The sequence below is a fragment of the Pseudobythopirellula maris genome, from assembly GCF_007859945.1.
Taxonomy (GTDB): domain Bacteria; phylum Planctomycetota; class Planctomycetia; order Pirellulales; family Lacipirellulaceae; genus Pseudobythopirellula; species Pseudobythopirellula maris.
This window is the reverse complement of the sequence record NZ_SJPQ01000002.1, coordinates 351,913-370,839: the sequence shown is the minus strand read 5'-3', so window position 1 is coordinate 370,839 and position 18,927 is coordinate 351,913. Positions and strand designations below refer to the sequence as shown.

Genomic DNA, 18,927 nt, shown 5'->3' with positions numbered 1-18,927 from the left:
ACTCCCTATACTTCATCAGACTTCTTACTAGGATCGCCCACCGGGGTATTCCTTAAGTGGCGGTACGGTTTTCGCCGCCCGCTTGGTTCCACGGCATGCGGGCGAGCATCATGGCCATGCCGCAGGTGTCGGTGACGCCGGCGAACACGAGCCCGGCGCCAACGAACGCCGAGAGCCCGAGCCACGCCGGGTGGACGAACGCCCCGAGCGCGGCGCCAACGACCACCAGCGAGCCGGCGGCGATGCGTACCTGGCGCTCGAGCGAGATCGTCTTCTTGCCGCGCTCGATCGGCAGGCCCGCCTCGATGCAGGCGAGCGTGCCCCCTTCGACGTTCACCACGTTCGAAAGCCCCGCGGCTGTGAGCTTCTCACACGCCTGCTTGCCGCGTGAGCCGCGTTGGCAGATGACCAGCACGGTCTCGGCCGACGGCGCCGCCTCGGCGCTGAGCCGGTCGAGCGGCAGGTTCACGGCGCCGCGGACATGGGCCTCGCGGTATTCGGCCGGGGTGCGCACGTCGAGGAGCTTCGTCCCGTCTTGCTTGAGGCGATCGCTCAGCTCTTGCGGGGTGATCGTGGCGACCATCGTGATTCTCCTTGAGTCAACCTTGAACTGTTACGAGGCGGCACGGACCGCCTCGACGCCGAACCTGGTTTCTACGCAGGCCAAGATCGAGGCCAAGTGCGGCTCGGCGACGCGGTAGTAGCGGCGGCGCCCGTCGCGCTCGGCCGATAGGAACCCGCAGCGCTGCATCAGCCGCAGGTGCTCGGAGGCCATGTGGCTGGGGATCGAGCACGCCTCGGCCAACTCGCCGACGGCGAAGTCCTTCTGCAGCAGCATCTGCACCATCCGCAGCCGGTGCGGGTGAGCCAGCGCCTTGAGGCACTCGGCCGCCCGCTCCAGGGCTCCTAGCTCGGTGAGCCGGAGCGAGTCGGGCTTGGCCGCCGGCTTCGCCTTGGAGGCGGTGGTTTTGCTGCGAACGGCTTTCTTGCGGGACGCCTTGGGCATGTTCTTGTCTTCGACGGGGCGACGATCTTGCCTACAGATAAACGTATCGCAATATCACGATATGTCAATGTGTCTGGGCGCAGCGATGGAATACTCCGCCGTGTAATCGGTAGGGGAATAGCTCAGGCAGGTTGGTCGTCACGAATCGTTTTTCGATCCGCACTCGCTAAGGGAATTCGAAGCGTTCTCTGCCGTTAACCGTTAGCATTGCTCGGAGCGTTTGAGGGGCAATGTCGAGCGGGACCGCTCGAGCGTGGCCATCTCCGAACCCGGCGAGGAAGACGTCCGGGTGGAGTTCGCCGATGCCGGCGACCGGGTTGGCGTGGTGAGCCGCGGCGTCGTAGTCGGCCGGCTTGGTCCACTCCACGGCGTGGTCGTCGTCGACCTGGACGAGGGCGAGGGTCTTTGCCGATCCGTCGGTAAGGCTCGCAAACGTTCGCCCCTTGGGGCCGCCATCGAAGAACGCCTGCGGGCCAGCGACGCCGAGGAAGTGCGACTTGCCATCCGATTTCGCGAACTTCCCACTGGGGTCGCAATAGACGCCCGGCATGTACTTTAAAAGCGACTGGTTGTGCGGGCTGTCCCACGGCTCGTCGAGGTGGAACATGCCATAGAGTTTTTCTTCTTCGAGATAAGGGAGCAGGGCGACGCGCCAACTGAGCAGTGGCCGGCCGCTCGCATCCGTGATCGCTTGCGCCGGAAACCGGTTGTGGATGTCGTGGTGGTTGTGGAGTGCGAGGGCGATCTGTTTGGCTTGACTGAGCGCCTGATTGCGCCGCGCGGCCTCGCGGCCGGCCTGCACGGCGGGGAGCAGCAGGGCGACCACGACGCCAATCGACCAGACCATCATATGCTGGTTGGCTTCGCCAGCCTTTAATCGGATCGCCGTGAATTGGCTCGGCCCGTCACGCCAATCGAACTCCTCGACCGGCATCGCCTCCATGCGGTCGAGGTAGCGGGCCATCGCACGCTCGAGAGGATCCTCACTCGCGGCCATCTGGAGACGTTGCTCGGCCATCTCCGACACGACTAGATCGCGGTACTGCGTCTGAGCCTGAGCGACGAGTGACTCCAGTTCGTCGGCCGCCGCCGCGTCGTTGGCGTGGATCGCTAGCGTCGTGTCGTGCTGGCCGGTCACGTCGACCGTCAGCTCAACGCCCGAGAGCAAATCGGCGGCGCGAAAGTAGCGGTGCGTCTCGGGGGGCGCCTCGCTGCGGGCGGCCATCAGGCCGAGCTGGATCAAAGGGCGGACCGGCTCCAGCGCGACCGCGGCGTAGGCGTCGGTCTCGCCGGGGCGGCTCGACAGCAGCGCGGTCAGCGGCGTCTCGACGGGCGCGGCGTCGCTGCCGGCGAGCACCTTCTTGAGCATCGCGGGAGTGGCGGCGATCAGCGTGCGAGAGTCGATCGCAGCGATGCTCGGCATAGCCGGGTGCTGGCTCTGGAAGACCTGTCTGCCGCCCAGTTCACCCAGCGTGGCGTGCTCTGTTAGCTCGGGCGCGAGGTGAGTGATCGATACCGGCGTGTCAAACTTCGCAATGAGAGCGTAGAACGGCGTGGCGCCCATCGGCGGCTCGACGATCGCCTGCAGGCTCACCAGCCGCGACAGCGGCGCGCCGAGGAACTTCTCGCCCACGGCGTCGGCCACTTCGATCGGCAGGTACTGGGCCAACGGCGCGGCGAGCAGCCGCGACGGCCGCAGCTCGGCAAAAGCAAAACTCTCCGGCGATACCCACGGCGACACGCCCAGCGGCTGGGCCTTTGCGGGCGTCGGCGTGTTGGCGGGGGCCTGGGCTCGCGCGGCGGCGGCCGGGGCCAACAGCACAGCGGCGGCTGTGATGATCTTGATCGCGTCGCCGTACGGACGAGCAGAAGCAGGGCGCAGCGGCGTCATCACGGTACTCCGGTTCAGTGAATGCGATCTTGGGCGACCTGAGAGCCGCCAAGATTAACACGCAATCGCCAGAGAAACCAAACAGAGCGTCAGAAAGGACTGATAGTCAAAGCCCGTCAGGCTGAGGTCAGCGCAGCCCGCCGGGAGCGGGGCGGGCGCCGATTCGCACGGGCCCCTCGGGCGTGGTTGTCGTCGAGCCGGGCCAGGTGGGCGTGGGCTCGCTGCGCCGCAGCACCAGCGGCTGGGGCTCGACGGGGGGCAAACGCCACTCGGAGGGAGCGGCCTCGTCGGGGGTGTCGACGGCGATCGGGCGCAGCGCGCGGCCGCCGGTGGCCACCTGCTTGACGATCAGCACACCGGCCACAAGCACCACGACGGTGGCCGCACTCAGCGCCCAGGCGACGAAGCGGGCGTCGGGCACGAGCAACCGACGGCGCGGCGCCCGGGGGGCGTCGCTCGCTCGGTCGGCGGCGGGGTTGTCTGCTTGAAGTGTGGCGTCCATGGCTTGTACAGGAACTGTCGGCACGATCGGTCGCTGGGCTTGGCTTTGTTCGTGCGGGATGTCAGCCTCGGTGCTAGCAACGCACGGCGACGCGCAGCTTGGCGCTCCGCGAGCGGGGGTTGCTAGCAAGCTCGTCCTCGCCGGCGGTGATCGGCTTGGTCGTGGTCGGCTCGAGTCGGTCGTCTTCACGGAAGGCGTTTTTAACGCGTCGGTCTTCGAGTGAGTGGAAGCTGATGATCGCCAGCCGGCCGCCCGGCCTGAGCAGGTCCGGCAAATGCTTGAGGGCCTTGTCGACCCAATCGAGCTCTTCGTTGACCGCGATCCGCAGCGCTTGAAACGTGCGAGTCGCGGCGTCGATCCTCGGGTCGTAGTTTCGTGGGACCGCCCGGCGGACGATGTCGGCCAGGTCGTTGGCGGTGCGGATCGGCCGCTCGCGGCGACGCTCGACGATGCGGCGGGCGATGCGACGGCTCAGCCGTTCCTCTCCGTAGGCGTATATCAGGTCGGCCAGGTGCTCGGCGCTGAGCCGTTCGATCAGCCGCCAAGCCGGTTTGCCCTGGGTCGTGTCGAACCGCAGGTCGAGCTCTCCGTCGCTGTGGAAGCTGAAGCCGCGCTCGCGGTCTTCGAGCTGGTCGCTCGAGAGGCCGAGGTCGAGCAGCACGCCGTCGACCGCTTCGATCTCCAGTTCCTTGAGCACCTCCTGGGCTTCGGCGTAGTTGGCGTGGGCCACGGCCACCGGCAGGCCGCGGAGCGTTTGTTCGGCTTCTTCAACGGCGGCCGCGTCGCGATCGAGCCCGACAACGAGCCCCGAGGGACCGACCGCTTCGGCCAGCAGCCGGGTGTGGCCGCCGCCGCCGAGCGTTCCGTCGATAAACCGCTCGCCCGGCTTGGGATCGAGCGCTTCGAGGACCTCACGGGGCATCACGGGGATGTGGACGGTCATATCGCAGCGGTCTCTTATTCTCTTTGTGCGCTACAGGCGCGTGGGGGTAGTTAGCAAAAGGGATCGGGCGCCGCAAGCACGATGGATGCCAGCCGGGCGCTTCTCGCCTCCCCCCCCTCGCGCCAGCACTGCTATCGTCGCCGCGGGGGAGGGCATTGTCGATGGCGTCCCCGTGCGCCACGCTACGAGATTGCAGAGCGTGTGAGGGGCGGCTTGGGCGGACGCCGTGCGGCTGGCCCTGGCCAGCCCTACTCCCGCTCCGCCCCCCTAGCTCCCGCCATTCGCACCTCGCGTTCGACAATGCTTGACTACGACCTGCCCCGAGATCTGATCGCCCAATCGCCGCTCGCCAACCGGGCCGACGCCCGGCTGATGGTGGTGAGCCGCCGTGATCAAACGATCCATCACTTCCACGTCCGGGACCTGCCCGACCTCTTCCGCTCGGGCGACCGGCTCGTGGTGAACGACACGCGGGTGACGCCGGCCCAGCTCACGGGCGAGCGCGAGGCCACGGGCGGGGCGTGGCGGGGGCTCTTCCTGTCGGCCGAGCCGGACGGGCATTGGCAGATTGTGTGCAAGACACGCGGCAAGCTGCAGCCGCACGAGAAGATCGTGCTCCACGACCGCGAGGGTCGCCCCGCAGGCCGGTTGTGGCTGCTCGAGCGGCTCGGCGAGGGGCGTTGGCTCGCCCACCCGGAGGGCGACGAACCGACGCCGGCCGTGCTGGCCCGCGTCGGCCGAGTGCCGCTTCCGCATTACATCCGCGAGGGCCAGATGGTCGACGCGGACGTGGAGGATTACCAGACCGTTTACGCCCGCCAGCCGGGCGCCGTGGCGGCGCCCACCGCGGGGTTGCACTTCACCAAGCCGCTGCTCAAGACGATCGAGGGCCGCGGCGTGACGTTCTCCTCCGTCACGCTGCACGTGGGGCTGGGCACGTTCCGGCCGATCTCGGCCGACAGTGTCGAAGACCACGTGATGCACCCCGAGTGGTGCGAGGCGAGCGCTGAAACCGTTGCGGCGATCGACGCGACCCGCGCCGCCGGCGGCCGGGTGGTGGCGGTCGGCACCACGAGCGTGCGGACGCTGGAAACGGCGGCGCGCCAAGCCGAGTCTTCGCCCGGCAAGACCGCGCCGTGGTGTGGCGAAACGGACTTGTTCATCCGCCCGCCGGGCGAGTTCCGACTGGTCGACGCCCTGATGACCAACTTCCACTTCCCGCGCACCACGCTGCTGCTCATGGTGCAAGCTTTCGGCGGCGAAGAGCTGATCCGGCAGGCGTATGAGGAGGCGATCGCCGAGCGCTACCGCTTCTACAGCTACGGCGACGCGATGCTGATCTTGTAGCGCCGCGCATAAAAAAACGGCGCCTCTCCCAGGTCCAAGGATGGGGGCAGGCCATCCCTGATGTTGGCGAGAGGAGCCGTTTGTGCGTGAGGCTCGTTTGGTTCGCTGGCGACCATGGCCTAGTAGGCTGGTGCTGCATTCCCTATCGGAATCTATCTACGGCGAGATAAGTGGAAACCCGCAACATTCATGGAATGACTAGCGGTTCAGGAGGGTTGCGCAAAAGGCTGCAAAGATCGCCCAGAACCATTGCGTAAAATCCGCCAACAAGCCCCGCTGCAGGACGGTTTGCTGCTGCCGGGCAAGCTCAGGAGCCGCCCAGCGCGCTCGCCAATTCCGTGGCCGACGTGTCGAAGCTGTCGGCTGTGGCGTTGGACATCGAGCCCACCGAGGCGATGCAAACGCCCGCTATCAGCGCCAGCATCACGGCGTACTCGATCGAGGTGGCTGCTTCTTCGTCCCGAACAAATTGTGCGACGGCGTCGCGCATCGGAATGATCTTTCTATGGCCGCTAGATTGGCGGCGTGGAGGAGTGGTGAAAAGGTGGTCGGCCGTCAGCGGCCTGTAGCACGCTGCCGCCCTGTTTACTGAAAGCCTATCACGCACTTTGCCCACGCGCGGGATCGCTTCGGTGGATGCAGCGTCGATTGGCGCCCTGCGTCTCGCATGGGCGGCTGTCGTAGGGGCTGTAACGGTCGTACGGGGCCAATGCGAAGCCAATACGAGGCGAAGGCGGCCCGCTAACGCGGACCGCCTTCGGGCGTGATTCGTCGCCGCTCCGGCGGCATAGCCGCTGGAACGCGGTATCGTTTCGGAACTAAGCCTGGAACGAGCTGCCGCAGCCGCAGCTCTTCACGGCGTTCGGGTTCTCGAACGTGAAGCCGCGCTTCTCGATGCCGTCGTAGAAGTCGACCGTGGTGCCGTCGAGGTACAGCGCGCTCTTCTTGTCGACCACCACGTCAACACCGTGGCACTCGTACTTGCTGTCGGCCTTCTCGTCGAATTCGTTGTCGAAGCCAAGGGCGTAGTTGAAGCCGCTGCAGCCGCCGCCGGTGACACCCACCCGCAGCATGGACCCCTCTTCGAGCTTCTGCTGCTCGACAATCCGTTTGACTTCCTCGGCGGCCCGTTCGGTGAGGACAACGCTGCTCATAACTTAGCCCTTTGATGGGGATGGTCTCGCGGGGAGCGAAACGACTCGTAGTAGGTGGGTTACCAGACGGGCGCGCGACGCCCGTCGTCACCCTAACAATATACTACTCGGCTCCCGGAGAAAAGTTCGCCACCCTCTAGGATCCGCCCTAAAAAGCGATAGCGGGGCGTCACAGCCGGGCCGATTCGCGGCTCAGAGGCCCCGGCGCAGCTCCGTCACGGCTTCGGCAACCCGCTCGGCGGCGATGTCGGCCTCCTCGGGGCGGTTGAAACGGCCCCAGCCGAACCGCAGGGCGCTCCGCGCCCGGTCGTCGTCGAGACCCAAGGCCCGCAGCACGTGGCTCGGCTCGGGATCGGCCGAGGAACAGGCCGAGCCGCTGCTGAGCGCCAGCCCGGGCGTGCGCAGCATGACGGTCTCGCCCGCCACATCGCCAAGGGCGACCATCAGGTTGCCGGGCAGCCGCAGCGGGGCGCCATCGTCGCCCAAGGCGTCGAGCGCCGGCCCGCACAGCTCGGCGCCCGCGATGCGCTTCAGCAGCCCGTCAGCGAGCCGATCGCGCAGGGCGGCAAGCCTAGCGGGCTCGCCAGCGGCCCGCTCCGTTTCGGCCAGCTCGACCGCTTTGGCAAACCCCACCACTCCCGCCACGTTGATCGTGCCGCTGCGACGGCCTGCCTCTTGGCCCCCGCCGACCAGCTGCGGCTCAAGCCGAACGACCGGATCGCGTTTGCGAACATAAAGCGCGCCCACGCCCTTGGGGCCATAGAGCTTGTGGGCGCTCATGCTCAAGAGGTCGACGCCTAGCTCCGCGACATCGATCGGCAGCCGGCCCAACGCCTGGGCGGCGTCGCAGTGCAGCAGCACGCCGCGCTGCTTGCAGATCGCGCCGATCGCGGCGACCGGCTGCACCACGCCGATCTCGTTGTTGGCCAGCATCACCGAGGCGAGGCAGCTGTTCTCATCGATCGCGTCGGCCAGCCGCTGCGGGTCGAGCCGACCCGCCTCGCGCTCGCCGTGCGGCGCCACGTCGAGCAACTTGACGCGTAGCCCACGCCTCGCGAGCCGTTCGAGCGGACCGAGCACCGCGCGGTGCTCGGTGCGGACGCTGAGGAACAGGTCGCCCCGCCGCCGCGGCCTTTCGGCGACACCCGCGAGCGCCAGGTTGTTGCTCTCCGTTGCTCCGCTGGTAAAGACAATCTCGCCCGGATCGGCGCCGATCGCTCGGGCGACTGTGGCGCGGGCCGATTCAACCGCGTCGCGGGCCGCTAGGCCGGGGGCGTTGGTCGTGCTGCTCGCGTTGCCGTATTGCTCCGTGAGCCATGGCAGCATCGCCTCGACCACACGCGGGTCGGTGCGCGTGGTCGAGTGGTTGTCGAGATAGATGGGCGGATCGGCCACGGCAAATTGAGGGTCGGCGTAAAAGAACGGCTCCGCAGCAAAACGCCGGCAGCTGCGCCGCCGGGCGCGGGCGAAGCCGCTTGTCACGCCCCAATCGCCGACTAACTAGCCGTTTCAAACAGGGCCCGCACAACGATCTGCGACCACGTCTCGTAGCCTTCGATGTTGGCCAAGATCTCCTCGGCGGGCAAGAAGCAGCCCTCGGCGAGGTCGTCTTCTTGCGAGCGAACCTTGGGCTCTTCGAGGTCAAACAGGTGAACCACACCAAGGTGGACGCGGCCGACTTCGGTCTCGTCGTCGTTGATCAGACCCGCACGCCGTTGGGTGTAGGACGAGTCGATGGCGACTTCTTCCGACAACTCGCGGTCGAGGCCTGCTTGGTACACGTCGCCGGAGGGAGCGTCCGCGTCGAGTGTGGAGATGTGCCCACCGACCCCCACACTTCTCTTGGCCCGCAGCCGCTTCTCGCCGGCTCCGCCGCCCCGAAGGTACGAAAAAAGCCGCACGACGCCCGAGGCATCGGTGTGGCGGAACAGAACGTAGGGAATCAGTTGCTTGAAGCTCGGGTCGATCTCCATCGCGCTCCGTGGCCGGTAGCTCAGCTCATCGCTGCCGAGTATCGGCGCGAGATAGCGGTCGACCTCGGCCGAAAAGCCCTGAAAATGCCCCAATTCGTGGAAAAGCGGCGTCGGCACGACGAGCACGTGCTCTTCGTTCAAAGACTCGGTGGCTTCCCCCTGGGCGGTGGTGTCTTGGGAGAGGGGCGTGCCGGGCGAAGCCATGCGAATCCTTTCGTCGTGCGTGAGGGGCGGAGCGGGCCGAGCCGGCCGCTGATCTATCGGGAAGGCTGGTCAGTCGGGAATATAGCGCGATGACGCCGCTTTTTGAAGAACCGACACCGTACCGCGGCAGCCTGGCGTGCTGAAAAACGGCCAGCAAACTCGCAGATACCTGCCCCTAGGCTCACAGAGACGATTCTGCGGCGGGACGCCGCAGACGACCGGTGCTGCTCCGCGTGGGGGTGATGCTGCGTAGAGCCGTGATTCAGGCTCAACGAGGCGGGGTCGATTCACCCTCACTGACACCGGTGTCAGCCGTGCGGCTATGGGGAAATGCGAATCCCCCAAATGTGGGTGTGCTGGAAATGGCGCTGCATGCAGTCTAAGCGATTAAAGAACGCTAAACGCTGTTGATCTTTCGCAGGAGAGCCCGTTTTCACGTCTTACTTAGAGGCTTCTAAGAAGTCGTTGATAATTGCTTGACAGGGTTCCGCGGTCTCCTTAGTTTATTACTAGTTATGACACCGGTATCAGTTGCGCGGGCAGGAGTCCCGCATACGCGACATATGGTGGCCGGTCAGCTCTCATCTAGTTGATCTTTTCAGTTTCCTAGGCTTGTTTGCCACGTGTTTTGAGTGACCGTCACGAGTCGGAGCTTGTCGATTGCTAGTTCCCGTGTCGGACTTGAGCAGCGACTGCGGTGCTTATCTCGTTCATTCAGCGGCGTTTTTCATCGTCTGTTTTAATCTCTCGTCAGCGTTTGCTCGTATTTGATACCGGTGTCATATCCCTCTGGGGGGCTCTTTCACTGGTGGGGTGGCTTGTTTGTCGCTTGGGATGGCTCCTGGCGGCTAAGCCGTGCCGTGCAGCGGTTGAACAGCGTTTATCGAATTCCGACTCAGGCCGACTCCCGTCGGCGTAGGTTGGGCTCTCCAGGTTTCCTTCTCTGCGGGTCTGCTTGGTGTCGGTCACGATTTACCAAATTGCTGAACGCGCCGGCGTGTCGAGTTCGACCGTCGCCCGCATCCTCCGCGGCGACGCTAACGGCGCGAGCCGTCGCAGCATCGAGACCGCCGAGCGGATCCAGAAGATCGCCCAAGAGATGGGCTACCGGGCGAACGCTCGGGCGCGAGCCTTTTCGCGCGGCCGGACCTACGGCATCGGGTTGCTCTACACCGACGATCGTTGGATCTTCGAGGGTGTGAACACCCACGTGGTGAACAGTTTGGTCCGTGCGCTCCAGGGCGAAGGGTACCATCTGGTGTTCACGCCGATCGACAGCCGCGGGGCATGGGAAGACATCGTTCTAGGCGGACAGATCGATGGCGGCGTGGTCTTCCAGCCGATGCCGACAGCCGTTGCCGACGCCGTTCGCGAGCGCAATCTGCCGATCGTAATGCTCGGCGACAACTCGGACCCCGACCTCTCGCAGGTGGTGGTCGACGACTTCGCCGGCGCCTACGCCGCGACCAAGCACTTCCTTGGCCTGGGGCACCGGCGGATCTCTTGCTTCATCCACGAGTCGGTCAAGCCTCACAGCAGTATCCAAGAGCGGCTCCGCGGCTATCGCACGGCGATGGAGGAAGCGGAGCTGCCGGTGCGTGAGCACGTGCAAACGCCCGAGGGGGAGGCGGTCGACGCCCTGGTGCTCGGCGACGAGCGCCCCACCGCGGTGCTTTGCTACAGCGACCTGGAGGCGACGCTGCTGGCGCACTCGCTCTGGCAATACGGGCTGAGCGTGCCGGGCGACGTGAGCCTGATCGGCTTCAACGATCTCTTTTCGACGCGTTACATGACGCCGCCGCTGACCGTGGTTGGCTTCGACGCCGCCAAGATTGGCGAGTGGGGCGCCAAACTCGTGCTCCAGGAGATTGAATCGAAGTCCGAATCGAAGTCCGATTCCCCGGCCGAGGCAACCGCCAGCGACAAAGCGGCGAGTGTGATGACGGTCAAGCCGAAGCTCGTGGTGCGTGGCTCGACGAGCGCGGCCCGCGCCGCGTCGTCGGCCGTTGCGGCGCCAACTGCCGAGAGGCCCGCCGCTTCGGCCAAAGGCGCAACCACACGTGTCGACGCCCAGCACCCAACCAGCCAGCGTTCCGAGCAGGCTGATAAGCGGGCTGATAGGCGCCGTGGCGGAGGGGCTGATCAGGCCGACGCCACAACCGCCGGGCAGGCGCCCCAGACCGGCGCTGTCACTCCGCACTCGCACGACGCTAATTCCGACGCTAATTCCGACGCGATTCAGAGCTAACAAGACGGCGGCAAGTCGTCTCTCGGTATTCAATTCAACGCAGGAGGAAACCAGACGAGCACCAATGGCAAACGCTGAGAAGAGGCTCTCGCGACCGCTGGTATCGCCAAGTAGTTCCAATTGTTCCGTTGCTTAGCACGCATCAGCTCCCTCCGCTTTGCAGGGGGAGAAGCAGGATGCGCCTAGCAGGTTCGAATCGCGACCAGCGCACAAGCTGTTGATGACTTATTAAGTCCGATGCTTTTCACCTTTTGACGGAGGTCTTGTTCCAATGATCAGTTCCTACAGACGGCTTGGCGTGTTTTGCGCCGCAGCCGCGTTCTGCTTGGCTATTCTCGCGGGCCAGTCGGCCCACGCCACGCTGCTTTGGTATGACGGTTTCAGCCTCGACACCGAGGGTGGCGATTACACGCCTACCACGACCACAACCACCATCGACAACAATGTCGATCCCCCGGTCGAGACGACCGTCGTGAATGACCTGCTGGGCGGCCAAACCGGCGGCGCCGGGACGTTCCTCACCGGCCCTTGGGTCCAAGGGGACGACGCCTGGGTGCGGACGAATTCTCTGCATCGCACCACCAAGCAGGGCGGTGTGGGACAAATCACCCCCTCGGTGGGCGGATCGGTGGGCGACGACCCGAGTGTCGAGGACAGCTGCTGCAACACCTCTCGCAACGGCGTGAGCATGGATACTCCGTGGGGCGGGTTCACCGATCCCAATGGCGTTTACTACATGAGCTTCCTTGCCAACTTCGGCACGGGACCGACCCTGCATCACCGCGTGATCGAGTGGTGGAACGGCGCCCCGGACGACGGCAACAAGACGCTTGAATTCGGCATCAGCGAGTTCTCGGGCATCGGCGGCGGGCAGCAGCTGGCTTTGAAGGTGAAAGACGCCGACAGCGGCAACTTCACGGAAGTCGCTCTGCCGCACCACACCGCGTGGACCGAGATCGAGGGCGTCACGCAGTTCGCAATGCTGAAGTTCGATATGACGACCAGCGGCCAAGACGTGGTGTCGCTGTACCTCAACCCGGTGGGGGACGAAGGCGACAACACGCCGGACGCCCAGATCGCGGTTGATAAGTACCTGATGACGAGCCTCGGCACCTTCTCGGCGTTCATTTTCGGACCCGGCGAGGCGCCTATGTTCGATGAGCTGCGTGTGGCCGATACCTGGGCCGACGCGCAGAACAACACGGTCGCCCACTACTGGGTTCCCGAGCCCAGCAGCCTGGCCCTGATCGGCTTGGTCGGTGCTGGCTTGTTCGCCCGACGTCGCAGCGCTTGATCGCGCAGCGAGAGTGCTGGATTTGAGTGCGACAGACTCCTTCGCCGGCGGCCCCCTGTGTTCCGGGGGCCGCCGGAGGGAGTCCTCAGACAACGCGAACGCCCGGCCCGGCCGAGCGATAGAGGTTTGCGCGCGACCGATTGTCGCCGTCGGCCGATCGCCCGTCAGGCCGAGCCCGCAATCGACAGCCGAAGAACAAATCAGCAGCTTTTCGAGCGACCCTTCATCGCTACTTGCAGGGCAATCCCAGGGCGACGGCAATGCACGCTCGTGCTGCCGTGGCCCGAGGCAAACACCAGCGGCATTGACTCATCTGTTTCACGCCATAAATGGCTCACACCGACAACTTTTCTTTCTGGAACGAAGACATGTCCTCAAGGATTCGCATCGCACTGATGATGGCGTGTGGGCTAGCCGCCACGCTGGCCCCGCAGGCCGATGTTGTGGCGGACGACACGGTTTGGCAAGGCGACACGAGCGGCGATTGGAACAACGATAACAACTGGTTGGTCCCGGCTTTCAACGTGCCGTTTGTTCCCCAGGCTTCGGACTTTTACCTGCGGGCGATCATTGGCACGGAGCAGGCGGACAGCTACGCCAACTCGAACGACGCCCCGTTCGGCTCGCCGGTGATCTCCGGCGCGTTGCCCGGTGCGAAACAGGACGTGGGCGGTCTTTACCTGGGGCTCCAGTTCAATGAGGAATCAGAGCCGGCCGCCGGCTCACTGGTCGGCGCATTGACGATCACGGGCGGCACGCTCAACAACGTCACCACGATCCAAGACGATCTGGGCGCCGATGGCCGGATTGTGGTCGGCGCTGATGGCCGTGGTTTCGTTACGATGACCGGCGGAGCTCTGACCGGAACGGCTCTCATCGTTGGCGGAGAGGAGTTCTCGGGCGACTCGCTCGGCAACAGCCTCGTCGATCTCAGCGGTTCCGCGAGCCTGGTCATCGATAAGAACAGCGAGCCGAGCGCCAACACGGCTACGCTCGACCGGCGGCTGCGTATCGAAGGCCCCGACGCCACGTTCCACGCCGTCGGATCGATCACCATGGGCTCTTCGTCGAGCTACAACGCGGTGATCACCAGCCCCACGGCTCACTCCGCGATCACTTCGGGCGCCCCGATCTTCCTGGACGGCTCGCTCGACGTCGATTTCAGCGGCGCAGCGGCGACCACAACGCACACCGTCGGACAGACCTGGGACCTGGTTGAATCGCCGATTGCAGTCATAGGCGAATTCAACAACCTCGGCGGCGGCGATGCGGTCGAGGTCTCCGGTTTGACGAACCCGATCCCCGCGGGCGGTTCGTACCGCGTGAAGAAGACCGTCAGCGATTCGGGCGCCTTGGTGCAACTCGAGTACGCCGCCAAGCTCGTCCTCGAGGTGAACCGCGACACCGGCGAGCTGACGATCACCAACCCCTTGGGCGGCGAGATCGAGATCGACAGCTACACCATCGGATCGGGCCTCGGGTCGCTCAAGTCGACGTACGACGGCGTGTCGGGCATGACCCCCTCGCCCACGACCAACTGGGTCAAGCTCGGCTTGTCCGCCAACGCCCTCTCGGAGGTCATCGACGACCCGCTCAGCAACGGTTCGTCCCTCGACCTGTCCGCCGCTTCTCTCGGGCTTGGCGACGGTTTCGACAAAACCGCGGTCGGCTTGGACTTGGCTAATTTCGGGACCGACGGAGAGGACCTCACGTTCTTCTACGCGGGCCCCTTCGATTCGAGCCCGACTCTTGGCGACGTGATCTACACCGGCGGCACGCCGAAGTTCGAGAACAACCTCGTGCTCCGCGTGAATCCGAACACCGGCGAGGCGTTCCTCAAGAACGACTCGTTGATCGAACTCACGTTCGACGGCTTCGCGATCACCTCGGAGACGGGCGATCTCGACGGCTCCGGCTTCACGGGGCTGGGCGCCGGCTGGGCCACGAGCTCGCCGACCACGTCCGATACGCTTTCGCAAACCGCGCTGGGCACGGAGATGTCGCTCTCCCCGGGCGAAGAGGTTTCGATCGGCGACATCTCGGCGACCGGCTTCCTGACCGACGCGCAGCTCGATGGCCTCGGCATGGAGTTCATCCTGTCGGTCGGCCTCGAGTCGACCGAAGTCGGCGGCGACTACAACGGCAACGGGGTGGTCGACGCGGCCGACTTTACGGTGTGGCGTGACAACCTCGACACTTCCATCGCACTGACCAACGAGAACCCGGACGCCGTCACCCCGGGCGTTGTGGACCAAGAGGACTACGACTACTGGGTGTCGCAGTTCGGTCAGCAGGGCGGGCTGCTGCCCGAGACCTCGTTCCGTGTCGGTTCGATCTTCTTCGACCCGACCGCCGGGGCGAGCTCGTCAGCCGCCGTGCCCGAGCCGGGCGCCCTGATGGTGCTGATGAGCGGCTCCGTGGCTTTGCTGCTGAGCGGTCTTGGTTCGCGTCGTCGCGAAACGGCCCCGGCGATCGCCGGCGGCTCGGTCAAATCCACCCACACGGAAGGAGCGATTCAGATGGCCGGCGCGCTCAAGCGACGAGTCCTCGGCGTGTTGGGGGCCGGCCTGCTCTGCCTGGTCGCCCCGTCCGCACTGGCGGTGACGCAAGGCATCTCACTGACGAACGGCGATTTTGAACTCCCCGGTCCCGCGGGCGAGAAGACGATCGCTTTCAACGAAGACGGCACGCCGAACGACGCCATACCCGGTTGGACCTTCCCCGGCCCCGGTGTCGAGAACTACGGCCACGAGAATCAACTGGGAGATTCAGGCACCGAGGGCGCCGGCAACCCCGGCAACGAGATGATCCTCTCGACGCTCGACGGCATCGCCTACCAGACCTCGGCCTTCAACGCCACGAGCATACCCGCCACACAGCAGTACCGTTTGAGCTTCGACGCCCACACGATCTTCGAGATCGTCGACGGGGAATTCGAGGACAACCAGACGCAACTCGAGGCGCGGCTCTACTACCTCGAGGCGGACAACACGACCCGCACGACGATCGACGACCTGGTGATATCGAACCTCCCCAGCGAGTTCAACGAGTACTCGATCGACATCGTTGGCGGATCCAGCCTGCTCACCCCGGCTCTCGGCCGGCCGCTCGGTGTTGAGTTCGACGTGACCAGCGTCGAGTTCAACCCGCTGGTGACCAACAGCTGGGCCGGCATCGACAACGTAGTTCTCGAGATCATGGGCGTGGCGCCGGGCGACTTCAACGGCGATGGCGCCGTCGACACCGCCGACTACACGATTGTAAACAACAGCCAACAGCTCAGCACGCCCTACTCGGCGATGGGCGAGATCACCGGAGACGGCATCGTGAATCTCAACGACTTCCGCGCGTTCAAGAACCTGTACGCGGCGTCCAACAGTCAGAGCGGCGCCGAGGGGGGCACGGTCCCCGAGCCCGCTTCGCTGCTGCTGGCGGTGGGCGGGCTGATGGGCTTGGCGTTTGTCGGCCGCAGTCGCGCCGCCAAGACGCGTTGCGCCGCGTTGGGCGCTGTGGCCATGGTGGGTCTCTTGTCGGCGGCGTCTCCCGCTCAAGCGGAGTTGCTCTTCTACGATCCGTTTGAAGTCGGCGGTAACGCCGCGGCGGGGCAATACACCACCGGCGTAACGGTCGACACGCAGAACCCCACAGTCGATACCGAGTTCTTCGCCGGCCCGTGGCACGCTCAGACCTCAACACTTATTAATATCCAACCGGTCGAAAGCGGCTTGGATTACCTCGGATCGCCTGCGCTAGGCGGGGCGCTCAGCGTGGTCGCATCGGGCGACCCGCTCGACCCCGAAGCGCGAGTCGCTCGCGCCCTCGCCGAGCCGTGGACCGCCTCGACCGAGGGGACTTTCTACATCAGCTGGATCAGCAACTTCGGCGCGCGAGTGGACGGCAGCGATATGGGGTACCGCGGCATCGAGTTTTATTCGCCGGGCAACCCGCCGGGTGAAGAGGGCCAGATCGGGCGTATCCAATACAACCAGTGGGACCCGAACGGTGGGGCCCTTCAGCAAGACCCGGAGACCGCGCGGCTCTACACGACGTTTGGTGGCTACCAGATCTTCAACAACGCTCCGGCTTCGTACGACGACGACGGGGCCAATCACTTGATCGTCGCCAAGTTCGTTCTCAGCGCTGAGGAAAACATGGACTCGGTGTCGATCTACCTCGACCCCACCACAGCGCTCGAGCCCGAGTTGCCGAGCGCCTCGACCTCGGGTGGGAACTTCACGCTCGAGAGGATCGCGCTCGCCAACTTTGGCGGTCACGGCGGCGTCGGACTGATGTTCGATGAGTTGCGTGTCGCCGACACTTGGATCGACGCCGTTGTCGATTTCCCTTTGCCGGGCGACGTGAACAACGATGGCTTCGTCGACATGGCCGACTACAACATCATCGCCGCGAATTACAACACCCAGGTTGGCTCGTCGCTGCTTGGTGACGTGGCCAGGGCGGACGGCTCCCAAGGCTCCGACGGCCGGGTCGGGATCGCCGACTACCGCATCTGGCGCAACAACCGGACCGACTTGACTGGTCCCGGCGGCACGGTTCCCGAGCCTTCGGGCGTCTTGCTTATGGCTCTGGCGGGGCTCGGTCTCGTCGGTCGTCGTCGGGGCTGATTCGCTGGCTGGAGCCAAAAGCGAACCGAGTGGCGGGACGACCCGCTGGCCGGCATGACGCCGGCAGGCGGGAGCTGTCGAGCGAGTGAGGCGCGTGCCTCGCTCGCAGCGGTTCGTGGCGGCTCGTCGCACTAACAGAATGTAACCCGTTCACGACTCACCCCATTTGGCGCCACCGGTGTCACAGCCGCCGCCAACCCTTTTCAAAACATGAACTCTCTTCGCCCCCAGGCGCCGATTCCTTCCCACGGAGTAAAGGACAGGAAAATGACCAGCCGCTCAAACCGCAGGCCTCAATCGCGAGACGCGACAGGCTTCACCCTTGTTGAACTGCTGGTGGTGATCGCGATCATCGGCATCTTGGTCGCCTTGCTGCTGCCTGCGGTGCAGTCGGCGCGTGAGGCGGCTCGTCGACTGCAGTGCAAGAACAATCTCAAGAACGTTGGCCTCTCGTGCCTCAATTACGAGAGCACCAACAGCGCGTTCCCCACCGGCGGCGAGGTTTACGGCGCCTACATCGAGGACTACGAGGTCGACGGCAACATCTTGGGCCACGGAAAGATCGGCCTAGGGTGGGGCTACCAAATTCTGCCGTTCTTGGAGGAGGGAGCGGTTCACGACGTCACGACCGGTGACCAGATGCGCGACCTGGTCATACCGCTCTACATTTGTCCCTCGCGACGCGGCGTGACACGCAACCCGCAAACCGGCGTCGTCCTGACGGATTACGCCAGCACCCACCCCTGCACAAGGACCGACTCGACAGAAGACAGTGATCAGTTCGACGTGACGACTGTGGATCAGAATACGGGGTGGACCGCGATCCACCCGTACTTCATCACGGGAACCGACGCCCTGAAGGGTTACTCGCGAACGCGTCCGACGGCCGATGGCGGCAGCCACACCGTGGCGGAGCCTGATAACTCGGTGAAACCCGACGGCGTTTACGACGGTGTCATCGTGCGGTCCAACTTCGCCATTCTGACCAAGAGTCGCTTCGGGTTGCGAACCGAACGAGTCAACGCTCCCGATCCCGTCCGCTTTGCGCAGATCACCGACGGCACGTCGAAGACCGCCCTGATCGCCGAGAAGTACATCCGCTCCGACTGGTACCGTGGCGAGGACTCGTCGTCGGACGACAACGGCTGGACCGATGGCTGGGACCCCGACGTGGCGCGATGCACCTGCATCCCGGCGCTGCCCGACGGGCAGCTCTACGGCGATCTAACGGGTGAGTTCGGAGTGCAGCCCCCGTTCTGGGTGTTCAACCTCGGGTCGGCCCACACCGGTGGGTTCAACGCGGTGTTTGCCGATGGCTCGGTGCACACGATCAACTACGAGATCGATCTGCACGTGCTCAACGCCTTAGGAACCCGCAACGGCACGGCGGCCGGCCCCAACGGGATCGAATCGCCCGAGACGACCGACCAGTCGGGCATCAATTAGCCGGCCCGTGAGAGTGGCCAGCGGAGGGCGTCGTTTGACGATCGAGCGGGGGCCCGCGACAGCGGCCCCCGCTTTTTTTGTCGGTTTCGTGCGGGCGCGGCTATCCGCCACGGAGGCGGCGACTGCAAACGCTCACCGACAGGCATGGGCGTTGTGGCGGGATTTCCCAGCAGGGCGGTTTCACGGGGAGCGGTTTTTAAGGGAGCCGGGCGGTTGACCCGGTGGGGGAGCCGGCGGAGAATCGCCCGTTTGGCCGGTCGACGCCAGCGGGCGCCGGGCGGCTTCGGATTCTGA

14 protein-coding genes are annotated in these 18,927 nt (G+C 65.2%); 5 read left to right on the top strand and 9 right to left on the bottom strand.

Annotated elements, in window-relative coordinates; genetic code table 11:
- Positions 1 to 52: 52 nt before the first annotated feature.
- The 5 genes from Mal64_RS09220 to rsmH form a co-directional block, all read right to left on the bottom strand.
- Positions 53 to 583, bottom strand: coding sequence for a rhodanese-like domain-containing protein (locus Mal64_RS09220; RefSeq protein WP_146399393.1), 531 nt, complete (start codon positions 581 to 583; stop codon positions 53 to 55).
- Between the two features lie 30 nt (positions 584 to 613).
- Complete coding sequence (locus Mal64_RS09215) at positions 614 to 1,006, bottom strand: ArsR/SmtB family transcription factor (protein WP_146399391.1); 393 nt, start codon at positions 1,004 to 1,006, stop codon at positions 614 to 616.
- Positions 1,007 to 1,172: 166 nt separating this feature from the next.
- Complete coding sequence (locus Mal64_RS09210; RefSeq protein WP_146399389.1) at positions 1,173 to 2,897, bottom strand: DUF1559 family PulG-like putative transporter; 1,725 nt, start codon at positions 2,895 to 2,897, stop codon at positions 1,173 to 1,175.
- A 127-nt stretch (positions 2,898 to 3,024) separates the two neighbouring features.
- Positions 3,025 to 3,399, bottom strand: a complete 375-nt coding sequence (locus Mal64_RS09205; RefSeq protein WP_146399387.1) for a hypothetical protein — start codon at positions 3,397 to 3,399, stop codon at positions 3,025 to 3,027.
- Between the two features lie 73 nt (positions 3,400 to 3,472).
- Positions 3,473 to 4,342, bottom strand: coding sequence for a 16S rRNA (cytosine(1402)-N(4))-methyltransferase RsmH (gene rsmH, locus Mal64_RS09200; protein WP_146399385.1), 870 nt, complete (start codon positions 4,340 to 4,342; stop codon positions 3,473 to 3,475).
- A gap of 300 nt (positions 4,343 to 4,642) precedes the next feature.
- Here rsmH and queA point away from each other — a divergent pair, with 300 nt between their 5' ends.
- A complete protein-coding gene (queA, locus tag Mal64_RS09195; RefSeq protein WP_146399383.1) occupies positions 4,643 to 5,689 on the top strand; it encodes a tRNA preQ1(34) S-adenosylmethionine ribosyltransferase-isomerase QueA in 1,047 nt (348 codons plus the stop codon).
- A gap of 307 nt (positions 5,690 to 5,996) precedes the next feature.
- On the opposite strand, the gene Mal64_RS09190 is transcribed toward queA, so the two are convergent.
- The 4 genes from Mal64_RS09190 to Mal64_RS09175 all read right to left on the bottom strand — a co-directional run bounded on the left by Mal64_RS09190 (position 5,997) and on the right by Mal64_RS09175 (position 9,020).
- The gene (locus tag Mal64_RS09190; protein ID WP_146399381.1) at positions 5,997 to 6,179 is read right to left on the bottom strand and encodes a Flp family type IVb pilin; all 183 of its coding nucleotides are present in this window, start codon (positions 6,177 to 6,179) and stop codon (positions 5,997 to 5,999) included.
- Between the two features lie 328 nt (positions 6,180 to 6,507).
- Positions 6,508 to 6,843 carry a HesB/IscA family protein gene (locus Mal64_RS09185; protein ID WP_146399379.1) on the bottom strand — a complete coding sequence of 112 codons (336 nt, stop codon included), beginning with the start codon at positions 6,841 to 6,843 and terminating at the stop codon, positions 6,508 to 6,510.
- 192 nt (positions 6,844 to 7,035) lie between these two features.
- Positions 7,036 to 8,238, bottom strand: coding sequence for a cysteine desulfurase family protein (locus Mal64_RS09180; RefSeq protein ID WP_146399377.1), 1,203 nt, complete (start codon positions 8,236 to 8,238; stop codon positions 7,036 to 7,038).
- Between the two features lie 101 nt (positions 8,239 to 8,339).
- Positions 8,340 to 9,020: a phosphoesterase gene (locus Mal64_RS09175; RefSeq protein WP_146399375.1), complete on the bottom strand. Its 681-nt coding sequence runs from the start codon at positions 9,018 to 9,020 to the stop codon at positions 8,340 to 8,342.
- A gap of 958 nt (positions 9,021 to 9,978) precedes the next feature.
- Between Mal64_RS09175 and Mal64_RS09170 the strand changes: the two genes are divergently transcribed.
- From Mal64_RS09170 to Mal64_RS09155, 4 genes are all read left to right on the top strand, one after another.
- The gene (locus Mal64_RS09170) at positions 9,979 to 11,268 is read left to right on the top strand and encodes a LacI family DNA-binding transcriptional regulator (protein ID WP_146399373.1); all 1,290 of its coding nucleotides are present in this window, start codon (positions 9,979 to 9,981) and stop codon (positions 11,266 to 11,268) included.
- Between the two features lie 325 nt (positions 11,269 to 11,593).
- Positions 11,594 to 12,562, top strand: coding sequence for a PEP-CTERM sorting domain-containing protein (locus tag Mal64_RS09165; RefSeq protein WP_197525608.1), 969 nt, complete (start codon positions 11,594 to 11,596; stop codon positions 12,560 to 12,562).
- Between the two features lie 368 nt (positions 12,563 to 12,930).
- The gene (locus Mal64_RS09160; RefSeq protein WP_197525607.1) at positions 12,931 to 17,187 is read left to right on the top strand and encodes a PEP-CTERM sorting domain-containing protein; all 4,257 of its coding nucleotides are present in this window, start codon (positions 12,931 to 12,933) and stop codon (positions 17,185 to 17,187) included.
- Positions 17,188 to 17,454: 267 nt separating this feature from the next.
- Entirely contained in the window at positions 17,455 to 18,633 is a 1,179-nt protein-coding gene (locus Mal64_RS09155) for a DUF1559 domain-containing protein (protein WP_197525725.1), read from the top strand.
- The last annotated feature ends 294 nt before the right edge of the window (positions 18,634 to 18,927 follow it).